Origin of the sequence: Paenirhodobacter sp. (genome assembly GCF_047600745.1) — a bacterium.
In the GTDB taxonomy this organism is placed as follows: domain Bacteria; phylum Pseudomonadota; class Alphaproteobacteria; order Rhodobacterales; family Rhodobacteraceae; genus Rhodobacter.
Genome location: NZ_JASGKI010000004.1, coordinates 1142227 through 1164341 on the forward strand (window position 1 = coordinate 1142227; position 22115 = coordinate 1164341).

20 protein-coding genes, 1 tRNA gene and 2 pseudogenes are annotated in these 22115 nt (G+C 69.0%); 12 read left to right on the plus strand and 11 right to left on the minus strand.

All coding sequences use genetic code 11. The features are described 5' to 3' along the window. Positions 1–135 precede the first annotated feature (135 nt). Genes QM789_RS14340 through QM789_RS14355 form a run of 4 tightly spaced genes read left to right on the plus strand, consistent with a single transcriptional unit; the run spans position 136 to position 4314 of the window. Positions 136–1536 carry a PQQ-binding-like beta-propeller repeat protein gene (locus tag QM789_RS14340; RefSeq protein ID WP_420352545.1) on the plus strand — a complete coding sequence of 467 codons (1401 nt, stop codon included), beginning with the start codon at positions 136–138 and terminating at the stop codon, positions 1534–1536. After that, positions 1533–2093 (plus strand): TRAP transporter small permease, encoded by a 561-nt coding sequence (locus QM789_RS14345; RefSeq protein WP_420352546.1) that lies wholly within the window; start codon positions 1533–1535, stop codon positions 2091–2093. The genes QM789_RS14340 and QM789_RS14345 overlap by 4 nt, the downstream gene beginning before the upstream one ends. Beyond that, a complete protein-coding gene (locus QM789_RS14350) occupies positions 2090–3334 on the plus strand; it encodes a TRAP transporter large permease (protein WP_420352547.1) in 1245 nt (414 codons plus the stop codon). The genes QM789_RS14345 and QM789_RS14350 overlap by 4 nt, the downstream gene beginning before the upstream one ends. Before the next feature lie 11 nt (positions 3335–3345). After that, the gene (locus QM789_RS14355) at positions 3346–4314 is read left to right on the plus strand and encodes a TRAP transporter substrate-binding protein (protein ID WP_420352548.1); all 969 of its coding nucleotides are present in this window, start codon (positions 3346–3348) and stop codon (positions 4312–4314) included. Between the two features lie 18 nt (positions 4315–4332). Here the strand turns inward: QM789_RS14355 and QM789_RS14360 are convergent, their stop codons facing one another. Genes QM789_RS14360 through QM789_RS14375 form a run of 4 tightly spaced genes read right to left on the minus strand, consistent with a single transcriptional unit; the run spans position 4333 to position 7759 of the window. Next, positions 4333–4884, minus strand: coding sequence for a cytochrome b (locus tag QM789_RS14360; protein WP_420352549.1), 552 nt, complete (start codon positions 4882–4884; stop codon positions 4333–4335). Further along, positions 4885–5661, minus strand: coding sequence for an ABC transporter ATP-binding protein (locus QM789_RS14365; protein WP_420352550.1), 777 nt, complete (start codon positions 5659–5661; stop codon positions 4885–4887). Next, complete coding sequence (locus QM789_RS14370; RefSeq protein WP_420352551.1) at positions 5658–6695, minus strand: FecCD family ABC transporter permease; 1038 nt, start codon at positions 6693–6695, stop codon at positions 5658–5660. The genes QM789_RS14365 and QM789_RS14370 overlap by 4 nt, the downstream gene beginning before the upstream one ends. Next, a complete protein-coding gene (locus QM789_RS14375) occupies positions 6692–7759 on the minus strand; it encodes an ABC transporter substrate-binding protein (protein WP_420352552.1) in 1068 nt (355 codons plus the stop codon). The genes QM789_RS14370 and QM789_RS14375 overlap by 4 nt, the downstream gene beginning before the upstream one ends. A 96-nt stretch (positions 7760–7855) precedes the next feature. Between QM789_RS14375 and QM789_RS14380 the strand changes: the two genes are divergently transcribed. After that, complete coding sequence (locus tag QM789_RS14380) at positions 7856–8653, plus strand: alpha/beta hydrolase (protein ID WP_420352553.1); 798 nt, start codon at positions 7856–7858, stop codon at positions 8651–8653. Here the strand turns inward: QM789_RS14380 and QM789_RS14385 are convergent. The 3 genes from QM789_RS14385 to QM789_RS14395 are packed head-to-tail and all read right to left on the minus strand — an operon-like array spanning position 8631 to position 14234. After that, positions 8631–12401: an amino acid adenylation domain-containing protein gene (locus QM789_RS14385; protein WP_420352554.1), complete on the minus strand. Its 3771-nt coding sequence runs from the start codon at positions 12399–12401 to the stop codon at positions 8631–8633. The two genes, QM789_RS14380 and QM789_RS14385, sit on opposite strands and share 23 nt — an antisense overlap. Then, positions 12388–12621 (minus strand): phosphopantetheine-binding protein, encoded by a 234-nt coding sequence (locus tag QM789_RS14390; RefSeq protein WP_420352555.1) that lies wholly within the window; start codon positions 12619–12621, stop codon positions 12388–12390. Before QM789_RS14390 ends, QM789_RS14385 begins: the two co-directional genes overlap by 14 nt. Further along, on the minus strand, positions 12618–14234 hold the full coding sequence (locus tag QM789_RS14395) for a (2,3-dihydroxybenzoyl)adenylate synthase (protein ID WP_420352556.1): 1617 nt from the start codon (positions 14232–14234) through the stop codon (positions 12618–12620). The genes QM789_RS14390 and QM789_RS14395 overlap by 4 nt, the downstream gene beginning before the upstream one ends. 148 nt (positions 14235–14382) lie before the next feature. On the opposite strand from QM789_RS14395, the gene QM789_RS14400 reads away from it, so the two are divergent. Beyond that, complete coding sequence (locus tag QM789_RS14400) at positions 14383–15483, plus strand: alpha-hydroxy acid oxidase (protein WP_420352557.1); 1101 nt, start codon at positions 14383–14385, stop codon at positions 15481–15483. Between the two features lie 54 nt (positions 15484–15537). After that, positions 15538–16506, plus strand: coding sequence for a D-2-hydroxyacid dehydrogenase (locus QM789_RS14405; RefSeq protein WP_420352558.1), 969 nt, complete (start codon positions 15538–15540; stop codon positions 16504–16506). Between the two features lie 7 nt (positions 16507–16513). Here the strand turns inward: QM789_RS14405 and QM789_RS14410 are convergent. The 4 genes from QM789_RS14410 to pdxH all read right to left on the minus strand — a co-directional run bounded on the left by QM789_RS14410 (position 16514) and on the right by pdxH (position 18496). Continuing rightward, a tRNA-Pro gene (locus tag QM789_RS14410) sits at positions 16514–16590 on the minus strand. Between the two features lie 42 nt (positions 16591–16632). Next, on the minus strand, positions 16633–17112 hold the full coding sequence (locus QM789_RS14415) for a DUF192 domain-containing protein (RefSeq protein ID WP_420352559.1): 480 nt from the start codon (positions 17110–17112) through the stop codon (positions 16633–16635). A 2-nt stretch (positions 17113–17114) separates the two neighbouring features. After that, complete coding sequence (locus QM789_RS14420) at positions 17115–17723, minus strand: cold-shock protein (protein WP_420352560.1); 609 nt, start codon at positions 17721–17723, stop codon at positions 17115–17117. Positions 17724–17872: 149 nt separating this feature from the next. Continuing rightward, a complete protein-coding gene (pdxH, locus tag QM789_RS14425; protein WP_420352561.1) occupies positions 17873–18496 on the minus strand; it encodes a pyridoxamine 5'-phosphate oxidase in 624 nt (207 codons plus the stop codon). 93 nt (positions 18497–18589) lie between these two features. Between pdxH and fabI the strand changes: the two are divergent. The 5 genes and pseudogenes from fabI to QM789_RS14450 all read left to right on the plus strand — a co-directional run. Further along, positions 18590–19412, plus strand: a pseudogene (gene fabI / locus QM789_RS14430) (enoyl-ACP reductase FabI). Between the two features lies 1 nt (position 19413). After that, positions 19414–20025: a LysE family translocator gene (locus QM789_RS14435; RefSeq protein WP_420352562.1), complete on the plus strand. Its 612-nt coding sequence runs from the start codon at positions 19414–19416 to the stop codon at positions 20023–20025. Between the two features lie 8 nt (positions 20026–20033). Beyond that, on the plus strand, positions 20034–20537 hold the full coding sequence (gene gpt / locus QM789_RS14440) for a xanthine phosphoribosyltransferase (protein WP_420352563.1): 504 nt from the start codon (positions 20034–20036) through the stop codon (positions 20535–20537). 24 nt (positions 20538–20561) lie between these two features. After that, complete coding sequence (locus tag QM789_RS14445; RefSeq protein ID WP_420352564.1) at positions 20562–21743, plus strand: aminotransferase; 1182 nt, start codon at positions 20562–20564, stop codon at positions 21741–21743. Between the two features lie 64 nt (positions 21744–21807). Continuing rightward, positions 21808–22098, plus strand: a pseudogene (locus QM789_RS14450) (SurA N-terminal domain-containing protein); the annotation flags it as partial. Positions 22099–22115 lie beyond the last annotated feature (17 nt).

The window sequence follows — 22115 nt, forward strand, 5'->3', positions numbered from 1 at the left end:
GAAAGGTGCGACGGAAGGGCGGGTGTCCAGCGTTTGTTGACAATAAAGCTCACCCATATAAAAGCCATCCCAAGCCGAGCCCGCGATCCTTCGCAAGCATCGCCAGCCAATCCAGTCCAAACCCGAAGGAACATCATGGCCCAGTCCTCCGTTCTCCGCCTCCGTCTTCCGCTGGCGCTCTCGCTCGTCGCCCTGCTTGGCTCGACCGTCACCACGCTCGCCGAACCCGTGTTCGGTACCCCCGCGCCGTTTTCCGGCATGGTCCGCTTTGCCGGGCCGCAGGGCGCCCCGGTCTACAGCGGCGAAGAGATTTCGGCCGACGGCCGCGGCTTCGCCCCCGGCCAGCCGATCACCGTGCTGCGCGGCGCGACCCGGCTCTCGCCCGAAGACCTCAAGGCCGATGACAAGGGCGGCTTCTCCTTCACCTTCCCGCTGCCCGCCGATGCGGTGACCGGCCTCCAGCCGATCGTCGTCCAGACCGCCGGACCCGACAGCGCCGATGTCGTCGACATGCAGGTCTCGCCGAAGATCCCGGTTTCGGGCGCCGAGAAGTTCGACATCGTGGCCGAGAAGGTCACCCGTGGCCTCTATCAGGTCGTCTATAGCGAGAAGAACGGCGTCCTGTTCGTCACCTCTGCCGTGGGCCGCCCGCCGGTAAAGGACTCGAAGCTGCTGAAGCTTGACCCGAAGACGCTGAAGGTCCTGGCCGAAGTCAGCCCCACCGAAGCCCCCGCGCAGGGCGACCGTCCCGGCGGCCTCTTCGCGGTTTATGGCGTCGCGGTGGATGATGCGAACGGCACCGTCTGGGTCGGCAACAGCCGTCAGAACACCATCGCGGTCTATAACCAATCCGACCTGTCGCTGGTGAAGCAGTTCCCGGCGGGCACCGTGCCGCATTCGCGCGACATCATCGTCGATGCGGCGAATGGTCTGGTCTATGCCGGAACCTCGGTGAACAACCAGATCATGATCTTCGACGCCAAGACGCTGGAGCAGGTCGATACGATCACCATCGACTCGAAGGAACGCGGCGGCAAGTTCGGCATCATGAGCCTGACCTTCGACCCGGCGGCGCATACGCTCTACACCGTGTCGATGACCTCGGCCGAACTGGCGCGAATCAATCTGAAGGACAAGTCGGTGGACGTCCTGCCGGTGCCGGGATCGGTGCGCGGCTCGGGCATCGCCTATGATCCGAAGGCCGACCGGATCTTCGTGGCCTCGCAAGGCTCCGACAACCTGATCGCGATCGACGGCAAGACCGGCGACGTCGTGTTCGACACCCCCGTGGGCGCGGGCCCGCTGAACGCACTTTACGATGCGGCGACCGGCACGGTTCTGGTGATGAACCGCGGCTCGGACACGATCGCCAGCGTCGATGCCGCGACCGGCAAGATCGTCGCCAACCTCGCGGTCGGTTCCTTCCCGAACCACGCCACCGTGACGCAGGACGGCACCATCTATGCGGTGAACAAGTCCCGTGGCCAGGACGATGCCGAGGGCGATCAGATCTGGCGCATCGTTCCGAAGAAATGAGCGCAGCGCGTCCTCTGGATGCCGCCCCCACGGGCGGCGTCTTTCCGCTGCAACGGCTCAGTGCCGGGCTGGCGCGGCTGGAAACCGGCGCTGCGGGGCTGATGGCGGCGGCAACGCTGGCCATCACCGCGGCGGCGGCGCTGGCGCGCTATTTCGGCGCGCCGCTGGTTTGGGCGGATGAGGCAGCGATCGCAACGATGACCTGGGGCGCCTTTCTGGGCGCCTCGGCCCTGTTCGCCACGCGGGGACATATGGCGATGGAACTGCTGCCCGACCTGCTCGGCCCCACCGGACGGCGGCGGCTGGCGCGGCTGTCGGACCTGATCGTGCTGGCGGCTTTCGCCGGGCTTGGCTGGCTGCTGTGGCGCTGGTTCGACCTGCCCGGGCTGATCCGCGCCGGCTCGGCGGAGGCGATGGCGCAAGAGACGTTCAATTTCATCTGGCTGGAGCCGACGCAGACGCTCGGCATCCGCAAGATCTGGATCTGGCTGGTGCTGCCGCTGTTCACCCTGGGCGGCACGGTGCATACGCTGGCCCATCTGGCGGCGCGGTCATGATCGGCGTGGCCTCTCTGAGCGGGCTGTTCCTGCTCGCGGTGCCGATTTCGGTCGTGCTGGCGTTGACCTCCGTCGTGCTGATCCTGTCCACGGGCGATGCCGTGCTGCTCGACAGCCTGCCGCAGCAACTGCTGGCCGGGGTGGACAGCTACGGCCTGCTGGCGCTGCCGCTGTTCATCCTGCTGGGCGAAGCGATGAGCCTTTCGGGCGCCGGGCGGCGGCTGGTGAACCTTGCCGCGGCGATGGTCGGCCCGGTGCGCGGCGGGCTGGCCCATGTCAGCCTGATCGCCAATGTGATGCTGGCGGCGATCCTCGGCTCCACCGTCGCGCAGCTGACGGTGATGACCCGGATGATCGTGCCCGAGATGGAAAAGGCGGGCTATCCGCGCCAGGACGCGGTGTCGATCGTCGCGGCGGGCTCGCTGCTGGCGCCGGTCCTGCCGCCCTCGATGATGTTCATCCTATACGGCGTGATCGCGCAGGTGCCGGTCGGCGAATTGTTCAAGGCGGGGCTGATTCCCGGCCTGCTGATGACGCTGGCCTTCTTCGCCGTGATCTCGGTCAAGGCGCGGCGCGTGCCCTATCCCGTCGCCGCCCCCGCCGATGGCGCCCGGCGCCGCCGCGCGCTGATCGAGGCGCTGCCCTCCGCGGTGATCCCGCTGTTCATCGTGGCCTCGATCCTCACCGGCTTCGCAACGCCGACCGAGGCGGGCGGCATCGGCACGCTGATCGCGCTGGCGGTCGGGCTGCTGGTGCATCGCGAAATGCGGCTGTCGGACCTGCCTGCCATGTTCTGCCGCGCGGCGCTCGGCTCGGCGGCAGTGCTGTTCCTCGTTGCGGCGGCGCAATTGCTGGGCTGGGTGCTGGCCTATGCCGACCTGCCCGCACAGGTGGCGGCGGCGCTGTCGGCCGCTTCGGGTTCGCCCGCCGCCTTCATGATCCTGCTCAACGTCCTGCTGATCGCCATCGGCACGGTGCTGGAGCCGATCCCGGCCCTGCTGCTGGTGGTGCCGGTGGTCACGCCGATCGCGGCGCAGTTCGGCATCGACCCGATCCACCTTGGCCTCGTGATCAGCATCAACCTGTCGCTTGGCCTGCTGACGCCGCCGGTCGGCGCGGCGCTGTTTGCCGCCGCCAGCCTGTCGAACCTGTCGGCCGGAAAAATCGCTGCCGGGCTGACGCCCTATCTGGCCGCGGCCTTCGCCACGCTTCTGACGATCTCGCTCTGGCCCGTTCTTTGAGGAGGACTCCCATGTATCGCCGCACATTTCTGGCAACCGGCGCCGCGCTGGCCCTGAGCCGCCCGGCCCTTGCCGCGGGCACGGCCCTGCGCATCGGCCTGATCACGCCCCCCGCCCATCAGTGGAGCAAATCCGCCCAGGGCCTGGCCGACCGTCTGGCGGCGAAGTCGGGCGGCGCGGTGACGCTGACCGTCCTGCCCGCCGGGCAGCTTGGGTCCGAAACGCAGATGCTGCAACAGTTGCAGACCGGCGCGCTGGACATGGCGTTCCTGACCATCGGCGAATTCGCGAACCGGGACGCCGATTTCGGCGCGCTGCTGGCGCCCTGTCTGGTGAAGGACATCCCCGGGGCGCGGGCGCTGCTGGCGAAGCCCACGGCGGGGGAGTTGCTGGACAAGACCCGGGCGCTCGGGCTGGTCGGGCTGGGCTTCGGCCTGGCGGGGATGCGGCAGACGCTGCTGCGCAAACCCGCCGCCACCGTCGCCGATCTGGCGGGCCGCAAGATCCGCGCCCTGCCCCTGCCGCAGGAGATGGACTTCTGGACCCGCATCGGCGCGACGCCGACGCCGCTGCCCCTGCCCGCGCTTTATGACGCGCTGTCGAACGGCCAGATCGACGGCATGCAGATTGACTTCGAGGGCACCTGGAATAGCCGCTATTTCGAGCTGGCGCAGGAGATGCTGGCCTCGAACCACATGATCTTCCCGATGGTCGCCGTCGCCTCGGCGCGGCGCTGGAAGGTGCTGCCCGACGATACCCGCACCCTTCTCACCGCAGAGGTGCAGTCCGCGCTGTCCGAGATCCTGAACGCCTATGACGGGCTCGATGCCGCCTATCGCGGGCAGATCGAGGCAACGGGCTTCCCGGTCCATACCGTGGGCGCCGATTTCTTCGGCCCGGCGATCGAGGGCTGGTATGAAACCTGGCGGGTCAAGACCCCGATCCTGACGAAGCTGGAGGCCGATGCGGGCCGGGCCTGAGCCCCCGCAAGCCCGCGTCTATCGGCGCGGGCGCCCCAGCATCCGGCGCAGCGTGCCGTCGCGCCACAGGCCCTCGTGGACGCCGACCATGGCGACATGCCCCAGCACCACGGCCCCCAGCAGCCAGGCCAGTTCGCCATGCAGCAGGTTCGCGGCATTCACCGCCCAGCCGATCTCCTCCCCCTCGGCACGCGGCGCGAAGATCGGAATCCCCAGCGGTGCGAAACCGCGCGTGCCGCCCCAGGCCCGCAGCAGCCCCAGCGCCGGAACCGCCACCATCAGCACATAAAGCAAGGCATGCCCCGCCTTCGCCGCCAGCCCCAGCAGCCCCTCATGCGGCGGGCGGTTGCCCATGTTGATCAACGCCCACAACACCCGCGCCACGATCAGCACGAACAGAAGCGCGCCGATCCATTGATGCGTGCCGACGAAGAAACCGGCAACCGGATGGCGCCCCAGCATCAGCCGCAGCCCCATTCCCAGGAACTGCCACAGGATCAACCCCGCAACCGACCAGTGCAGCAGCCGGGTGATCAGGCCATATTTCGTTTCCGTGTCGGCGATCTGCATCTAGCCCTCCGCTGGTCCGTCCACCATGATCATCAGCCGCCCGAGTGAGCAGCGTTCGACCCGTGCCGAAATGCCGTAGACCTGCCGCAGCAGATCGGGGGTCAGAACCTCCTGCGGCGCACCCGCCGCCGCCAGCCCGCCGCCCGAAAGCATCACGATCCGGTCCGCCCATTGTGCCGCCTGCGCCAGATCATGCAAGACCGCGATCACGATCCGGCCCTCGCGCGCCAGCGCCCGCGCCTCGCGCAGCAGGGCGAACTGCCGCGCAAGGTCCAGCGCCGAGGTCGGTTCGTCCAAAAGCAGCAGACGCGGATCGCGGATCATCGCCTGCGCCAGCGCCACCGCCTGCCGCTGCCCGCCCGACAGCGCATTGAGCGGCCGGAGCGCAAGATCGCCCAGCCCGAAACGGTCCAGAACCGCCACCGCATGGGCACTGCCACCGACCGCCGCGCGGGTCATGCCGCCGCCCGCGTTCATCGCGACAAGGAGGCTGTCCAGCACGCTCAGCCCCGACCGCGCATCGAGCGACTGCGGCATGAACCCGACCCGGCGCGCGAGTTCCGCGCGCGGGAGCTGCGCCACGTCGTCGCCATCCAGCGTGACCCGCCCCTCGGCGGGCAGCAGCCGCGCGATCGCCCGCAGAAGGGTGGATTTCCCCGCCGCATTCGGCCCCGCGATCACGGCGAATTCGCCCTGGGCGAAAGGCGGCAGGGTCAGATCGTCAATCACCCTGCGCGGGCCGCGCGCCACCGTCAGGTTGCGGATTTCCAGCGTCATTCCCGCCCCCCACGCCGCAGCACCAGCAAGAAGAATACCGGCAGGCCGACGAGCGATGTCACGATCCCCACCGGCAGCAGCACCCCGGGGATCAGCATTTTCGACAGCACCGAGGCCAGCGACATCAAGAGCGCCCCGGTGAACAGGCTCGCGGGCAGCATGAAGCGCTGATCCTCACCCACCGCCAGCCGCGCGATATGCGGCCCCGCCAGCCCGACGAAGCCGATGACCCCCACCATCGACACCGCCGCCGCGGCGAGCAGGCTGACCCGGATCAGCGTCCAGCGCCGCAACCGCTCGACATCCACGCCGAAGCCGCGCGCCTGTTCCGCCCCCAGCCGCAGCGCGGTGAGCCGCCACGACGCCATCAGCGAAAACGGCAGGCACAGCGCCAGCACGGCCCCGATCAGCCAGATCCCCTCCCACCGGGCATTCGCAAGGCTCCCCATCGTCCAGAACACCAGCTGTTGCAGCGCATCGGGCGAGGCCACGAACTGCACCAGCGCCAGAAGCGCCGCAGCGGTGAAGTTGACCGCGATGCCCAGCAAGATCACCACCTCGGTCCCGCCACCGCGCGCGGCGGAGGCCAGTTGCAGCAACCCGAGCGCCCCGAGCGCGAACAGGAAGGCATTGGCCGAGACCCCCCAGATCGCCGGCACCCCCGGCACCGCGAACCCGAGCACGATCGCCACCCCCGCGCCAAGCGCCGCCGAAGCGGACACGCCCAGCGTGAAGGGTTCGGCCAGCGGATTGTCCAGCACGGTCTGCATCTCCGCCCCCGACAGCGACAGCGCCGCACCGACCAGAAGCGCCATCAGCGCCACCGGCAGCCGCACCTGCCAGACGATCACCTGCGCCGCGCGGGGCACATCCTCGGCCCCGGTCAGCGCGCCGATCACCTGATCCAGCGGCAGGCCCGACGGCCCGGAGACCAGATCGAGCAGCACCGAACACAGCGCGCCCAGCCCCAGCAGCCCGACCAGAACCGCCCGCCGCCGCAGCCGCGCGTGGTGAACCGCAACAATATCGCTCATTTCACCCACCACGTTCCGGTCAGGGGCACCGGCGAGAAGCGGCGCTCGAATTCCGCCATGGTCGCATCGGGGTCGAGGTCCGGGAACAGATCCGGATGGAACGCCCGCGCCAGATATTCGACCAGCGCGACATGCGCCGGAAAATCGTTGAACAGATGCCAGATCCCATAGGCATGGCCCTCGCGCACCGCGCGCAGATCGGCAAAACCGGGGGCCGAGGTCAGCGCGGCAAAGGTCTCGCGCGCCGTTTCGCCGCTGGCCCCGACGCCCAGAACCAGCCCGCCCCGCGCCGCCATATGCGCGCCGCCGGTGGCGATATAAACATCCGGATCGGCAGCGATCAGGTTTTCAAGCCCGATATTGCCCATCACCCCCGGCACCGTGTCGCGCCCGATGTTACGGCCCCCGGCGATGCGGACGAAATCATCGAACACGCCCGGCCCAACGGTGGCGCAGCAGCCCTGCGGCGCAGCATGGACATGGATGAAGACGCGCGGCGTCGTGGCGCCCGCGACCCGCTCCCGCACCGCGTTCATATGGCTTTCGTAGAAGGTCACGAAGTCCTCGGCCCGCGCTTCGGCCCCGGTCAGCCTGCCCATCAGCCGCAGGCTGGGCACGGTATTTTCCAGCGGCTGCGAGAAGAAATCGACGAAGGCCACCGGAATCCCCGCCGCCGCGAGCGTCTGCAACGGCACCGCCATCTGCGGCGCATCGGCGTCCATCGTGCTCAGGATCACCAGATCGGGCGCCAGCGAAATCACCTGCTCGACCGAAATCAGCCGGTTCCCCGCGCCGACCGAGGTGATCTGCGCCACTTCCGGGAATTTCGCCCGATAGGCCGCGAGCGTCGCGGGATCGAGCCCCTTGTCCTCGCGCCAGCCCACGACCAGCGCGGCCGGATCGTCATGCAGCATGCCCAGCACCGCCAGATGCCGCGCCTCGCCCAGAACGATCCGCTGCGCCGGGGCGGAGAGCACCACCTCCCGCCCGGTGACATCCGTCGCCCGGATTTCGGCATGCGCACAAAGCGGCACCAGCAGCAGCGCCAAAAGCAATCGGATCATCGCGGGCTCCTTTGGGAATTTGCGGTCTGGCGGGGCATTGAAACCGGATGCCGGGGCTTTTAGTTGACTACTATTCTCAACAACGAAGCGCAACCGATGACCCCCAGCCTCCCCCCGCATCACGGCCGCAAGGCGGCGCTGGAGATCCTGTGCGCCCCCTGCGCCACGCATCGGATCGAGGTGTTCGACCCGGCGGTGGCGCCGAACCTTCCGGGCGGGCTGGGTTATCGGCTGTTCCGCGCGGTGCCGCGGGCGGGGGATGGGGGGGTGCTGTGGCTGCTCGACGGCAACGGCGCGTTCGATTTCCTGACGCCCGGGATGCTCGAACGGGTGCCGGGGGTGGCGGTGATCGGCGTCGGCTATCAGACCGACGAGCAATTCGCCCGATCCGAACGGGTCTATGACTATACGCCGGGCGGCGACCGCCCCGATCCGCATCACCCCGGGCGGCGGGCGGGCGGCGTGGCGGGGTTCCTGCCGCTGCTCACCGGGCCGCTGCGGGCGGCGGGCGAGGCCGGGCTGTCGGTGGATCCGGCGCGGCGGACGCTGTGGGGGCATTCCTTCGGCGGGCTTTGTGCGCTGGCGGCGATGCCGGGGGGGTTCGCGCGCCATGCGCTGGCCAGCCCCTCGGTGTGGTGGGACGAACCGGCCGCGCTGGCGCTGGCACGGTGCGCGCGGGGGACGGTACTCCTGTCGCTGGGCGACCGGGAGCAGCGCACCGGATCGACCGGCCCCGCGCCGCAGGGCCCGCCCCCCGCCGCCCTTCGGCTGGCCGAAGTGTTGCGCGCCCAGCCGGGGGTGGATCTGCGGCTGAGCGTGCATCCGGGCGCGGGGCATATCGCAACGCTGCCCGCCTCGCTCCCCGATGCGCTCAGCCTTGCAGCCGCGCGCTGAACAGCGGGCCAAGGCGGTCGGCGGCGGGTTGCGAGACCATCTCCGGATGCAGCATCGGCAGGTCGATCGCCTCGACCGAGGCCGCATGCGGCGCCCAGAGGCCGGCGGTGAAGTCCCGTCCGGCATGGTCCCGCGCCGCCCGGACATGCAGCAATTCGCCGTCATACCGCCGATGATGATGCGCCCGGATCAGCCGGTTCGTCCCCGTCACCAGCCGCACCACCGCATCCAGAACCGGCTCCGGCAACGCGCCGAGCGCCGTCCCCCCCTGCCGCAGGAACCCCACCACCGCCGCGCGGGTATCGAGTTCGGGATGCGCCTCCGGATCCTGCCCGGCGATCGCCAGCAGGGCGCGCAGCGCGGCGACGGGATCGGGCTCCGGCTCCGCGCGCCAGCACTCCGCCGGATAGGCATCGAGCAGCGCGACAAGGCCGAGCTGCCGCCCCCGCTCGCGGAACTGCACCGCGATCTCCTGCGCGAGGATGCCGCCCACCGACCAGCCTGCCAGATGCACCGGCCCCTCGGGCCACTCCGCCGCGATCCGCGCAACGTAATCGGCGGCCAGCGCGGTCAGGCTATCGGGAAACGCCCCGCCCGCCAGCAGCGGCGATTGCACCGCCCAGACCGGATGGCCCGGCATCGCGCGCGCCAGCCTGCGGTAGCACCACCCCAGCCCCCCCGCCGGATGCAGCACGAAGAGCGGCGCGCCCTCCCCCCGGCCAAGCGCCAGCATCGGCGCAAGGCCCGCCTGCGCCTCTCCGCGCAGGGTCATCGCGCGCGCCAGCCCGGCAATGGTCGGGGTCTCGAAGATCTGGCCCAGGCCGGGATCGTGGCCGAAGGCCTCCTCCATCCGCAGGCTCAACGTCACCGCCGTGAGGGAATCGCCGCCGAGCGCAAAGAAATCCGCCTCCCGCCCCGGTGTATCAGGCAGATGCAGCACCGCGCGATAAAGACCCGCGATCCGGGTTTCGACCGGGCCTTCGGGTGGGGTGCCCGCCGCCACCGCGAACACCGGCGCGGGCAGGGCCTTGCGATCGAGCTTGCCCGAAACTGTCATCGGCCAGTCCGTCAGCGCCACCACCGCCGCGGGCACCATATGCGCGGGCAGCCGCCCGGCCAGATCCGCCGCCAGCCGCGCCGGGTCGAACCCCGCATCGGCCAGCACATAGGCCACCAGCCGCTCGTCGCGCACGATCACCACCGTGTCGCGCACAAGGCCGGTGTCGCGGATCGCGGCCTCGATCTCGCCGGGTTCGATCCGCATGCCACGGATCTTCACCTGATGATCGGCCCGGCCCAGATAGACCACCGCGCCATCGGGGCGCAGCATCGCCACATCGCCGGTATCATACAGCCGCCCGAACGGCGTTTGCACGAACCGCTGCGCCGCCAGGTCCGGCCGCCCCAGATAGCCGCGCGCCAGTTGCACGCCCCCGAGCCAGAGCCCCCCGCGCACCCCCGCCGGAACCGGCCGCCCGCGCTTGTCCAGCACATGCACCTGCGTGTTCCAGACCGGGAAGCCGATCGGCACCGGGTCGGAGGTATCGCGCGGCGACGCCTCCCAATAGGTCACATCCACGGCGGCCTCGGTCGGGCCGTAAAGGTTGTGCAGATCGGCCGTGATCCGGGCATGGAACCGCGCGCGATGCGCCGCCGTCAGCGCCTCGCCCGAGCAGAACACACGCGCGAGCCGCAGCCCCTCCGACGCGGGCGCGTCGAGGAAGGCCGAGAGCATCGAGGGCACGAAGTGCATCGTGGTGATCCCCTGCCCGCGCACCAGCGCCGCGATGGCCTTCGGGTCCCGATGCGCACCGGGCGGCGCGAAAACCAGCGTCGCGCCGCACAGATAGGGCAGGAACAGTTCCCACACCGAGACGTCGAACGTCGTCGGCGTCTTTTGCAAAATGCGATCCTGCGGGCCGAAGCCGTAATGGTCGCGCATCCACAGCAGCCGGTTCACGATGGCGCGGTGTTCGATCATCACGCCCTTCGGCTCGCCGGTGGAACCCGAGGTGAACAGGATATAGGCGAGGTCATCCGGCCCCGCCCCGGCCTCGGGCGCGGCGCCGTCGCGCGGCCAGTCGGCGGGCGCGAAATCGGTCTCCGACAACACCGCCACCGCCCCGGTGCGCTCGATCAGCGCGGCGAGACGCGCGGGCGGATTGTCCGGGTCGAGCGGCACATAGGCCGCCCCCGCCCGCAGCACCGCGACCAGCGCCACCGCCAGATGTTCGGACCGCGGCAGCGCCACCGCCACCACCCTGCCCGGCCCAGCCCCGCGCGCCCGCAGCGCCCCGGCCAGCGCGGCGGAACGGCGGTCGAGCTCGCGATAGCTCAGCACGGTATCGCCGAACTGCACCGCCGGGGCATCGGGCGTGCGCGCCATCTGCGCCACGATCAGATCGGTCAGCGTGGTATCGGGCAGCGGCTGCGCCGTGGCATTGACCTGCACGAGCCAGGCGGTTTCCTCATCCGTCACCGTCGGCACATCGGCCAGCCGCGCGGCCCCCACCGCCCGGCGCAGGAACTCCGCCAGCCGGTGCAGATGCGCCGCCCCCGCCGCGCGGGTGTAAAGGGTCGGGTTGCTGTCGATCTCCAGCGACAGGCCGTTCACCGCATCGCCCCGGAAGGTCGCGGTCAGGTCGTCCACCGCACCGGCGCTCAGGATATGCAGATCGGCCCGGAGTCCCGCAAAGCGCGGCGGCATGTCGAAGGGCTGCACGTTGATCAGCGGGCCGTAAAGCCGCGCGTCGATCGCCGTCCGCCGCAGATCCCGGCGCAACTGTTCCGAGCGATAGCGGCCATGGCGGCGCAGTTCGGCCAACCGCGCGGCCCCGGCCTTCAGCACTTCGTCAAGCGGCGCGTCCTCGTCCGGATCATACCGGAACGGCAGCACATTCATCCACATGCAGGGCACGCGGGCGACCCGGGTGCCCATCCGCGCCATGAAGGGCAGGCCGAAGACGCGTTCCCCCTCGCCCGACACGCGCGAAAAATAGGCCGCGCTGAGCAGGGTCAGCGCATCGGGCCAGCCCGAGCCCGCCCGCGCCCGCAGCGCCGCGCAGAACGCCGGGTCAAGCTCCATCCGCGCCCGGTCGAAGCTGCGCGCGGTGACGGCGCGGCCCTCGGCAGGACCGGCGACGGTTTCCAGCCCGCGCAGTTCCGCGCGCCAGAACCCTTGATCCCCGGCGCGGCGGTCGGAGAGCCGCCAGGCGGCATCCTCGTCAAATGCCTGATCCAGCGGCGGGAAAGGCGCGGGCGCGGGGCGGCCTCCGACCAGCGCGGAATAGATCTCGCCCACCCGGTTGGTGAACAGCACGAAAGCATAGCCATCCGCCGCCAGATGGTGGATCCGCTCATACCAGAAATGCCGCTCCGGCCCGATCTGGAACAGCGTGAACGCCGCCACCGGATCGGCGGCGAGGTCCAGCGCCCGGTTGCTGTCCGCCGCCATTTCGGCCCGCGCCTCGTCCTCGGTCGCGGCCACCATGCGCAGTTCGGGCGCCTCGGCCAGCCATTGCACCGGCCGGCCGTCCTGCGCGCCGAAGCGCAGCGACAGCGCGGGCGTCTGCGCCACCGCCTGCGCGAAAGCCTCGGCAAAGGCCGCGCGGTCGAGCGGCCCGGTCAGGTCGATATATTGCCCGGCGTTGAAGATCGGATTCGCACGGTCCAGCGCCTGCGCATACCACAGGCCCTCCTGCGCCTCGGTCAGCGGGCGGGCGCGGGCGGCGGTGTCACGCACCGGCACGGCCCGCCTCGACCGCATCCCACCAGGCGCCGATGGTCTGGCTTTCCATCAGCAGGCCGAAGTCCAGTTCCGCCCCCTTCTCCTGCCACTCCATCACCAACCCCATCAGCCGCATCGAATCCAGCCCGAGGTCATAAAGATTGTCCTCCGGCCCGAGCGCCTCGGGCGCGATGTCGAGGGCGGCGGCCACATCGGCGCGCATCTGTTCAAAGGTGATCATGCGGGGCCTCCTTCTTCGAGGTATTTTTCCTTCAGCGCGGCGCGCAGCGCCTTGCGGCTGATCTTTCCAACGGCGGTGGTGGCGAATTCCGGCACGAACACGATCTGGTCGGGCACCTTGAACTCCGCGATGCCGCGCCCGCGCACGAACCCCTTGAGCGTGCGGGCATCCAGCGTGTCATCGGTGCGCACCACGAAGGCACAGCTTTTCTCGCCCAGGAAACGATCAGGCAGCGCCACCACCGCCGCATCGAAGACGCCGGGATGGGCGAGCAGGTGATCCTCGATCTCCTCAGCGGAAATCTTTTCCCCCGCGCGGTTGATGTGATCGGTCGCCCGGCCCCGCACCTCCAGATAGCCGCCCGGCAGCCGCCGCACCACGTCACCGGTGCGGTAGAAGCCATCCGGGGTGAAGCTGCGCGCATTCGCCGCCGGTTCGTCGTAATAGGCGCGGATCGTATAGGGGCCGCGGGTGTAGATGTTGCCGGGTTCGCCCTCTGGCACCGGATGGCCGTCATCGTCGAGGATCAGGATCTCGTCATCCTCGCTGATCGGGCGGCCCTGCGTGTGCTCGATGATGTCCTCGGGATCGTCCAGCCGGGTGTAGTTCACCAGCCCCTCGGCCATGCCGAACACCTGTTGCAGCGTGCAGCCCAGCGTCGCGCGGACCTTCGCCGCCGATTCAGCCATGAACTTCGCGCCGCCGACATTCAGCACCTGAAGGCTGGAAATATCATGCTTCGTGCGCGGCGCCGCCTGCATCCACATCAGCGCGAGCGGCGGCACGAGGCCGACATGCGTCACCCCCTCCGCCGCGATCAGGGCAAAGCCGGTTTCGGGCGCGGGGTTCGGCGCCATCACCACCCGCGCCCCGGCATGCAGCGCCCCCATGAACCCGGGCGAGGACATCGGGAAGTTATGCGCGGCGGGCAGCGCGACCAGATAGACGCTCTCGGGCGTCAGGCCGCAGATCTCGGCCGAGGCGCGGAAGCTGTAGATGTAATCGTCATGCGTGCGGGGGATCAGCTTCGGCAGGCCGGTCGAGCCGCCGGAGATTTGCAGGAAGGCCACCCCGCCCGGATCGCGCGGCACCGGCGCCGCGAGCCCGGGGCCGTCAAAGGCGAAGGGGGTGAATTCCGCCGCATCGCCCAGAACGATGATCCGTTCGACCCCCTGCGCCCGCACGGCACGCGCCAGCGGCAGATAGTCGAACCCCTCATGCCGGTCGGCGCAGATATAGGCTTTCGCACCGGATTTGGCCGCCAGATGCAGCACTTCGGTTTCCCGATGCGCGGGCAGCGCATAGACCGGCAGCAGCCCGGCATAGAACAGCCCGAACACGACCGAAAGGAACTCGGCCCGGTTCGGAAGCTGCACCAGAACCCGCTCGCCCGGCTTCAGCCCCAGCCCCGCGAACCCCGCCGCCGCAATGCGCGCGCGCTCGGCCAGTTCCGCATAAGTCCAGCGGTGAACGGCATCCGCCACCGCCAGCCGGGGGCCATGTTCGCGCGCCAGACGGTCGAGCATCTGGGCGAAGGTCTCGCCCCGCCAGTAGCCCTTGGCGCGATACCGTGCGGCGAAATCTTCGGGCCAGATCTGGGTCGGGTCTGTCATCGGGCTCTCCGGATTGTTCCCCCTGCGCCTACCAATCCATAGAAATTCAGTCAACCATATTGGGCGCAGCGCCGTGATCCCCGGATGCGGCCTTTCATCCGATGACCCCTCTGAATATGCTGCGCGCAACCACCACGAAGGGCCCAACATGCACCCCGTCCGACAGGCCACCGCGATCCCGCCCGACATCGTGGCGCTGTGCGACTACGAACGCCATGCCGCCGCGCTCCTGCCCGCCGCGACGCGGGCCTATATCGACGGCGCGGGGGCGGATGGCCTCACGGCGGAGGCGAACCTTGCCGCCTGGCGGGCGATGCGGCTGGAAAGCCGGGTGCTGGCGGATCTGCGCGGCGGGGGGACCGGGCTTGACCTGCTCGGCCTGCGGCTGGCCCATCCGTTCCTGCTGGCGCCTGTGGCGTTCCATGGCCTCGCGCATCCCGAGGGCGAACATGCCAGCGCGCTCGGCGCGGCGGCGACCGGCGGGCTGATGGTGGTGTCCACCCAATCGGGCCTGCGGCTGGAGGAGATCGCGGCGCGGGCGCAGGGGCCGCTGTGGTTCCAGCTTTACCCGCAACCCCATCGCGAAGATACGCTGCACCTCATCCGCCGGGCCGAAGCCGCCGGGTTCCGCGCGCTGGTGGTGACGGTCGATGCCCCGGTCAACGGTATCCGCAACATGGAGGCCCGCGCCGGGTTCCACCTGCCCGAGGGGCTGCGCGCGGTGAACCTCGACGGCCTGCGCCCGGCGCAGGTGCGCACGGAGCCCGGCCGCAGCGGGGTGTTCCTCGGCCTGATGGATGCGGCCCCCCGGTGGGAGGATATCGACTGGCTGCGCGGGCAAACGCGGCTGCCGATCCTGCTCAAGGGCATCATGTCGGCCCCCGATGCCGCCCACGCGGTAGAGGCCGGGGCCGATGGGGTGATCGTGTCGAACCACGGCGGGCGCACCCTCGACACCCTGCCCGCCACCGCCGACGTCCTGCCCGAGATCGTGGACCGGATCGCCGGGCGGGTGCCCGTCCTGAGCGACGGCGGGATCCGGCGCGGCACCGATGCGCTCAAGGCGCTGGCGCTCGGCGCGGCGGCGGTGCTGATCGGACGACCGCAGATCCATGCGCTCGCGGTCGGCGGCGCGGCGGGGGTCGCCCATATGCTGAGCATTCTGCGCGCGGAACTGGAGGTGGCGATGGCGCTGACCGGGCGGCGGACGCTTTCCGACATCGACCGGAGCGTGATCCGCGCCCTGTGACTCGACATCGGCACCGGCGCGGGCAAACCTGCGGGCACAGACAGGAGGCCCCCGATGACATCCCTGCTCCCCCCGGACAGCACGCTGCGGCTTTGCTTCGCCCATCCGACCTTCGACATGAAACCGATGTTCGACGCCCTCGGCACCGGGATCGAAACCATTCAGGTCAGGACCAGCGACGCGCTACGCGCCTCTCTGCCCACCGTCGATGTGCTGGTGGCCTCGATGCTCTGGTCGAACGACATGCTGCCGGTGGCGGGGCGGCTGCGCTACCTGCAATCCTTCAGCGCGGGACTGAACCAGTTCGACCTGGACGCCTTCCGCGCAAGGGGCGTCTTGCTGGCCGGGGCGAGCGGGGTGAACCGCAACGCGGTGTCGGAACATGTGTTCGCGCTGCTGCTGTCCCTGACCCGGCAGCTTGGCGCCGCCCATGACAATCAGCGCCGGCACCTGTGGCAGCCGCAGCGGCAGAGCCGCGAAGAGGAAATCGCGGGCAAGACGATGCTCGTCATCGGCCTTGGCGCGATCGGGGACAGGGTGGCGCGGCTGGCAAAGGCCTTCGACATGACCGTGATCGGCGTGCGCCGCGACCCCGCACAGGGCCGGGGCCAGGCGGATGAGGTCTTCGGCTTCACCGATCTGGCGGCGGCGATCCCCCGGGCCGATGTCGTCGTGCTGTGCTGCCCGCTGACCGAAGAGACGCGCGGCCTGCTGAGCCGCCCGCTGATCGCCGCGCTGAACCCCGGGGCCTATGTGGTCAATGTCGCGCGCGGCGCCTGCGTGGATCAGGGCGCGCTGACCGAAGCCCTCGCGGCGGGCCGGATCGCCGGGGCGGCGCTCGACGTCACCGATCCGGAGCCGCTGCCCCCGGACTCCCCGCTGTGGGACATGCCCAATGTCGTCATCAGCCCGCATGTCGCTGGGGAAACGCGGTTCTACGAACAGAACGTGATCGGCATCCTGTGCGAAAATCTCGCGCGGCTGAAGGCGGGGCGGGCCGATCTGCTGAACCGGGGGGCATGATGCGGAATGGTCGGGGCGGCGAGATTCGAACTCACGACCTACTGTACCCAAAACAGTCGCGCTACCAGGCTGCGCTACGCCCCGACAGGTGTCTTCCTACAGGCCATGGCCGAGCAAGGAAAGGGGTCATCGACAGGGCCGCGCCGCCCGATCCGCCGCAATGGCGGGATGGGACAGCACCACCCCCGGCGTCAGGCCGAGCCGCTCCGCCAGCCCGCCGTTGATTTCCAGCACGAACTGCACCGGAACGCCCGAGGGAATTGGGGTCTCGTCCAACGGCCGGGCCCGGGGATGCACGGCCACCACCCGCCCGGTTCCGTCGATGAACAGCATGTCGAGGGGAATCAGCGTGTCCCGCATCCAGAACGCCACCGGACGCTCCGACGGATAGATGAACAACATCCCGGCGGAGCGCGGCATCGACTCGCGCCGCATCAGGCCCTGAGAACGCTCACCCTCGTCATCCGCCAGTTCGACCCGGAACGTCGCCGCCACCGCCCCGTCGGACCGGCTCAGAACCGCCGTGTTGGGGCGGCATTGCACCGGCCCGGACCATGCGGCAGAGGAAAGCGCGGCAAATACGACCGCAAGAAGCAACGACCGCATGATCAGCGATGCAGCGCCACCTTCTGCACGGACATGACCGGCCCCCGGCCGACCTCGCGCACAGGCGACACCACGCGCGGTTCTTCGCGCGGAAGACCGGCATCCCAGGCCATGACGGTGACCGCCATGCGGCCGCGCTTGCCGTCGATCACGCGCAGCGAAACCGCCTCGCCCGCCGCAAGATCCGCCAATCCGGAACGGCGCAACACCTCGATATGGATGAAGACATCCTCGACCCTGCCGAAGACATTGGCGAAACCGAAGCCCTTGGCCTTGTCGAACCACTTCACGCGGGCGGGTTCGATCGGCAGGCTTTCGACCATCTCGGGGGTGGCATTGCCCAGATCCTCAAGATCGGCGCAATCGCTTTCGGGAGGGGGAGCGATCGACAGCACCTCGACCGCCTGCGCGCCGCGCGGGGTCGACTGAACGAGCACGGTGATTCCCGCATTATCGGCAACGGAGCCCTGCCCGAAGTTGCGCAGCACGTTGGCGTGGAGGAGAATATCCGCCCCACCGGCCTCATCCAGGATGAAGCCAAACCCCCGCGCAGGATCGAACCATTTGACCCGTCCCACCACAGAGCGCATGCCGACCTTTGTCTCGTTCATTGCATTCCGTCCAAATCTTCCCCGTGCATCACAATCCACCCTGCGTTGCAGTGTCACATGATTGGAGCAGGTTTCAAGAAAAAACTATGGAAATCCGGACCCGGATAGTCCACGAAGTGGAAAAATCGCGCGGACTTGTTCCCCTACAATCAGGGATTGAGCCGCAAAATGCGCCAATCCGCCGCAAAATCGGACCTGACCCACCGGAACCGGTCATGCAGGCGGAACGCGCCATCCGCCCAGAATTCGATTTCGAGAGGGGTGATCCGGAACCCGCCCCAGAACGGCGGGCGGGCGGGGTTCACGCCCTGACGCGCCGTGACCCGCGCGACCTCCGCCATCAGGGCGCCGCGCGATTCGAGCGGCTGGCTCTGCCGCGAGGCCCAGGCGCCAAGCCGCGATTGCAACGAGCGCGAGGCATAATAGGCATCCGCCTGCGGCCCCTCCTCGCGGGTGACCAGCCCGCGCACCCGGACCTGCCGGCGCAGGCTTTTCCAGTGCAGCACAAAGGCCGCCTTGCCGGTGGCGGCGATCTCCTGCCCCTTGCGCGAGTTGTAATTGGTGTAGAACACGAAGGCCCCGCCCGAGGGCGCATCCCGCCCCTCGATCTCCTTGAGCAGCACCATCCGCACGTCCGGCAGGCCGTCCGCATCCACCGTGGCAAGCGCGATCGCATTCGGGTCGTTCGGCTCCGTGCGCTCCGCCTCGCTCAGCCAGGACTGCGCGATGACAAAGGGGTCCTCGCCCGCAAAGATGCCGCTCCGGTCGCCCATTCCCGTTCTCCGCCTTGTTACACAGCCTTGATGCCCCTTAACGTTTCGCCTAATGCTGGCGCACTTACCAGAGGGAAGCGGGGGTAACCTGACATGTCGAACACGCTGATGGCGGGCAAACGCGGGCTGATCATGGGCCTTGCCAATGACAAGTCGATCGCCTGGGGCATCGCCAAAGCCTGCGCCGACGCGGGGGCCGAGATGGCATTCTCCTATCAGGGCGAGGCGCTGAAAAAGCGCGTGGAACCGCTGGCCGCGCAGATCGGCGCGGATCTGCTGGTGGAATGCGACGTGGCCGATCAGGCATCGCTCGATGCGCTGTTCGCCACGCTGGCGGAGAAATGGGGCAAGATCGACTTCGTGGTCCATGCCATCGGCTTCTCCGACAAGAACGAATTGCGCGGACGTTACGTCGACACGTCGGCCGCGAATTTCGCGATGACGATGGACATCTCCGTCTATTCCTTCACCGCCGTGGCGCGCCGCGCCGCCGCGATGATGCCGGATGGCGGGTCGCTCTTGACGCTGACCTATTACGGCGCGGAACAGGTGATGCCGCATTACAACGTGATGGGCGTGGCCAAGGCGGCGCTGGAGGCTTCGGTGAAATATATCGCCGAGGATCTGGGCAAGGACGGCATCCGCGTGAACGCGATCTCCGCCGGGCCGATCAAGACGCTGGCGGCTTCGGGCATCGGCGATTTCCGCTATATCATGAAGTGGAACGAGTTGAACTCGCCCCTGCGCCGCAACGTGACGCAGGAAGAGGTCGGCAAGGCCGCGCTCTATCTGCTTCTCGGATCTCGGTTCGGGCACCACGGGCGAAACGCTGCATGTCGATGCGGGTTATCATGTCGTCGGCATGAAGGCGGTGGATGCGCCCGACATCGACGTGGTGACGGGGCGCAAGGACTGAGATGACCCTCGGCGCGCTGCTCGCCATCTATTTCACTCAGCTCGCCGCGGCGATCTCGCCCGGCCCGGCGATCCTGATGGCGGCGCGCACCGGCCTGCGCGAAGGATTTGCGCGCGGCGCCTGGCTTTCGGTGGGGATCGGGCTGGGCGCCTGCTGCTGGGCGGCGGCGGCGCTGTTCGGGCTGTCGGTGCTGTTCAAACTGGCCCCTGCCCTGCTCACCGCGCTGAAATTCGCGGGCGCGGCCTATCTGCTGTGGATGGCGGTGCAGATGTGGCGCCATGCCCCCGACCCGATCGGTGACGGCGCCGAGGCTTCGGCACGCACGAACCTTGGCCTGCTCCGGCTCGGTCTCGCGACGCAGCTGGCCAATCCGAAGCCCGCCGTTTTCTTCGGCACCGTGTTCCTGACCTTCCTGCCGCCCGATGCGCCCGGCTGGGCCTATCCGGCGATCCTGCTGATGGTCTTCGTCAACGATACCGGCTGCGCGATGCTGGTGTCGCGGATCTTTTCGCTCGACCGCACCCGGCGCGCCTATCTGGGCCTGAAGACGGTGTTCGAGCGCGTGTTCGGAGGGCTGCTCGCCCTTCTCGGTCTGAAACTGGCACTCACCTGAGGCACCCCATGGTCGACAAGCTCCCGCATGAAAAAGGCTTCCACGTCAGTTGGGACCAACTCCACCGCGACGCCCGCGCGCTGTCGTGGCGGCTGGATGGCAAGGGGCCGGACAATGGCGCGTGGAAAGCGATCGTCGGCATCACCCGGGGCGGGCTGGTACCTGCGGCGATCGTCGCGCGCGAGTTGAACATCCGGGTGATCGACACGATTTCGGTCAAGGGCTACAACCACCAGACGCAGCACCCGCCGCAGGTAATCAAGGCGCCACAGGCCGACCTGATGGGCGATGGCGAGGGGATTTTGGTCGTCGACGATCTGGTCGATTCCGGTCGCACGCTGGAACTGGTGCGCACGCTTTACCCGAAGGCGCATTTCGCCACCGTCTATGCCAAGCCGAAGGGCAAGCTACAGGTGGACACCTATATCACCGAGGTCAGCCAGGACACCTGGATCTTCTTCCCCTGGGACATGGCGCTGCAATATGTCCAGCCGTTCCGCGGCACCGACTGATCCCCCCAAATGCCAGAGGTTTCCATGACCGTCGCCCCGCTCAATCCCGCGCTTGCCCGCACCTTCGCTCCGCCGGTGATGGAGGCGCGCGGCTGGCTTGACGGCGTGACCTTTCCGCCCGAACGCCCGCTGATCAACGTCAGTCAGGCCGCGCCGATCGACCCGCCGCCCGAAGGGCTGCGCCGGGCGGTGGCGGAGGCCGCGCTGAACGATCCGGCGGCGCATCTTTACGGCCCCGTGCTGGGCATGACCGAACTGCGCGACGAACTGGCCACGCAGCTTGGCGCGCATTACGGAGCCACGCTGAGCGGCGCGCAGGTGGCGATCACGCAGGGTTGCAATCAGGCGTTCTGCGCCACGCTCGCCACGCTGGCCGGGCCGGGGGATGAGGTGATCCTGCCGACGCCGTGGTATTTCAATCATAAGATGTGGCTCGACATGGCCTCGGTGAAAACCGTGCCGCTGCCCGCCGGGCCGGGTCTGATCCCGGAACCGGAACGCGCGGCCGGGCTGATCACCGACCGGACCCGGGCGATCATTCTGGTGTCCCCCAACAATCCGGGCGGGGCGGAGTATCCGGCCGAGGTCGTGCGGGCGTTCTATGACCTGTGCCGCGACCGGGGCATCGCGCTGATCGTGGATGAGACCTATCGCGATTTCGACAGCCGCACCGGCCCCGCCCATGACCTGTTCCATGACCCGGACTGGGACCGCACTTTCATCCATCTCTACAGCTTTTCAAAGGCTTACCGGCTGACCGGACACCGGGTCGGCGCGCTGGTCACCTCGGTCGGGCGGATCGCCGAGGTGGAGAAGTTCCTCGATACCGTCGCGATCTGCCCGAACCAGCTGGGCCAGATCGGCGCACTCTGGGGGATGCGCAACCTTGGCCAGTGGGTGGCGGGCGAGCGGGCCGAAATCCTCGCGCGCCGCGCCGCGATGGTGCAGGGGCTGGCCGGGCTCGACGGTTGGAAGACGCTCGGCTGCGGTGCCTATTTCGCCTATGTCGAACATCCCGCGGCACAGGATTCGCCCGATTTCGCCCGCCGACTGGTGCGCGAAGCGGGGGTGTTGCTCTTGCCCGGCACGATGTTCACCCCGGCGGACGACCCGAGCGGGCGGCGGCAATGCCGCATCGCTTTCGCCAATATCGACGTTCCGGGCATCGGCGCGCTGATGGGGCGGCTGGCGGCGCTGGCCATCTAGCCTTGCGGCTGCGGGGGCAAAGCCATAAACAACCGGCAGCGGCCTGAACACGGGAGGTTCCTGCATGTCGACCAAACTGCGCACCCACGGCAAAGGCGTGGTCGTCTGGATCCTGCTCGGGGTCATGGTGCTGGGCCTCGGCGGCTTTGGCGTCAGCAATTTCGGCGGCGGCAAGCAGGTCGTCGGATCGGTGGGCGATACCGACATCACGCTGAACGATTACGCCCGCGCGCTGCGGCAGGACATGAACGCCGCGCAGCAGGAACTGGGCCGTCCGCTCAGCATGGCCGACGCCACGACCTACGGGATCGACCGGCAGGTGCAGGCCCGGCTCTTCACCGAGGCCACGCTGACCGAGGAGTTCGAACCGGC

Bases quoted from the DNA above. Each gene is read 5' to 3' on its own strand.
- QM789_RS14445 (WP_420352564.1), top strand. From the start codon at position 20,562: ATGACCGTCGCCCCGCTCAATCCCGCGCTTGCCCGCACCTTCGCTCCG.
- QM789_RS14355 (WP_420352548.1), top strand. From the start codon at position 3,346: ATGTATCGCCGCACATTTCTGGCAACCGGCGCCGCGCTGGCCCTGAGC.
- QM789_RS14370 (WP_420352551.1), bottom strand. From the start codon at position 6,695: ATGAGCGATATTGTTGCGGTTCACCACGCGCGGCTGCGGCGGCGGGCG.
- QM789_RS14345 (WP_420352546.1), top strand. From the start codon at position 1,533: ATGAGCGCAGCGCGTCCTCTGGATGCCGCCCCCACGGGCGGCGTCTTT.
- QM789_RS14350 (WP_420352547.1), top strand. From the start codon at position 2,090: ATGATCGGCGTGGCCTCTCTGAGCGGGCTGTTCCTGCTCGCGGTGCCG.
- QM789_RS14415 (WP_420352559.1), bottom strand. From the start codon at position 17,112: ATGCGGTCGTTGCTTCTTGCGGTCGTATTTGCCGCGCTTTCCTCTGCC.
- QM789_RS14380 (WP_420352553.1), top strand. From the start codon at position 7,856: ATGACCCCCAGCCTCCCCCCGCATCACGGCCGCAAGGCGGCGCTGGAG.
- QM789_RS14395 (WP_420352556.1), bottom strand. From the start codon at position 14,234: ATGACAGACCCGACCCAGATCTGGCCCGAAGATTTCGCCGCACGGTAT.
- QM789_RS14340 (WP_420352545.1), top strand. From the start codon at position 136: ATGGCCCAGTCCTCCGTTCTCCGCCTCCGTCTTCCGCTGGCGCTCTCG.
- QM789_RS14420 (WP_420352560.1), bottom strand. From the start codon at position 17,723: ATGAACGAGACAAAGGTCGGCATGCGCTCTGTGGTGGGACGGGTCAAA.
- QM789_RS14400 (WP_420352557.1), top strand. From the start codon at position 14,383: ATGCACCCCGTCCGACAGGCCACCGCGATCCCGCCCGACATCGTGGCG.
- QM789_RS14405 (WP_420352558.1), top strand. From the start codon at position 15,538: ATGACATCCCTGCTCCCCCCGGACAGCACGCTGCGGCTTTGCTTCGCC.
- QM789_RS14375 (WP_420352552.1), bottom strand. From the start codon at position 7,759: ATGATCCGATTGCTTTTGGCGCTGCTGCTGGTGCCGCTTTGTGCGCAT.
- QM789_RS14435 (WP_420352562.1), top strand. From the start codon at position 19,414: ATGACCCTCGGCGCGCTGCTCGCCATCTATTTCACTCAGCTCGCCGCG.
- pdxH (WP_420352561.1), bottom strand. From the start codon at position 18,496: ATGGGCGACCGGAGCGGCATCTTTGCGGGCGAGGACCCCTTTGTCATC.
- QM789_RS14360 (WP_420352549.1), bottom strand. From the start codon at position 4,884: ATGCAGATCGCCGACACGGAAACGAAATATGGCCTGATCACCCGGCTG.
- QM789_RS14365 (WP_420352550.1), bottom strand. From the start codon at position 5,661: ATGACGCTGGAAATCCGCAACCTGACGGTGGCGCGCGGCCCGCGCAGG.
- gpt (WP_420352563.1), top strand. From the start codon at position 20,034: ATGGTCGACAAGCTCCCGCATGAAAAAGGCTTCCACGTCAGTTGGGAC.
- QM789_RS14390 (WP_420352555.1), bottom strand. From the start codon at position 12,621: ATGATCACCTTTGAACAGATGCGCGCCGATGTGGCCGCCGCCCTCGAC.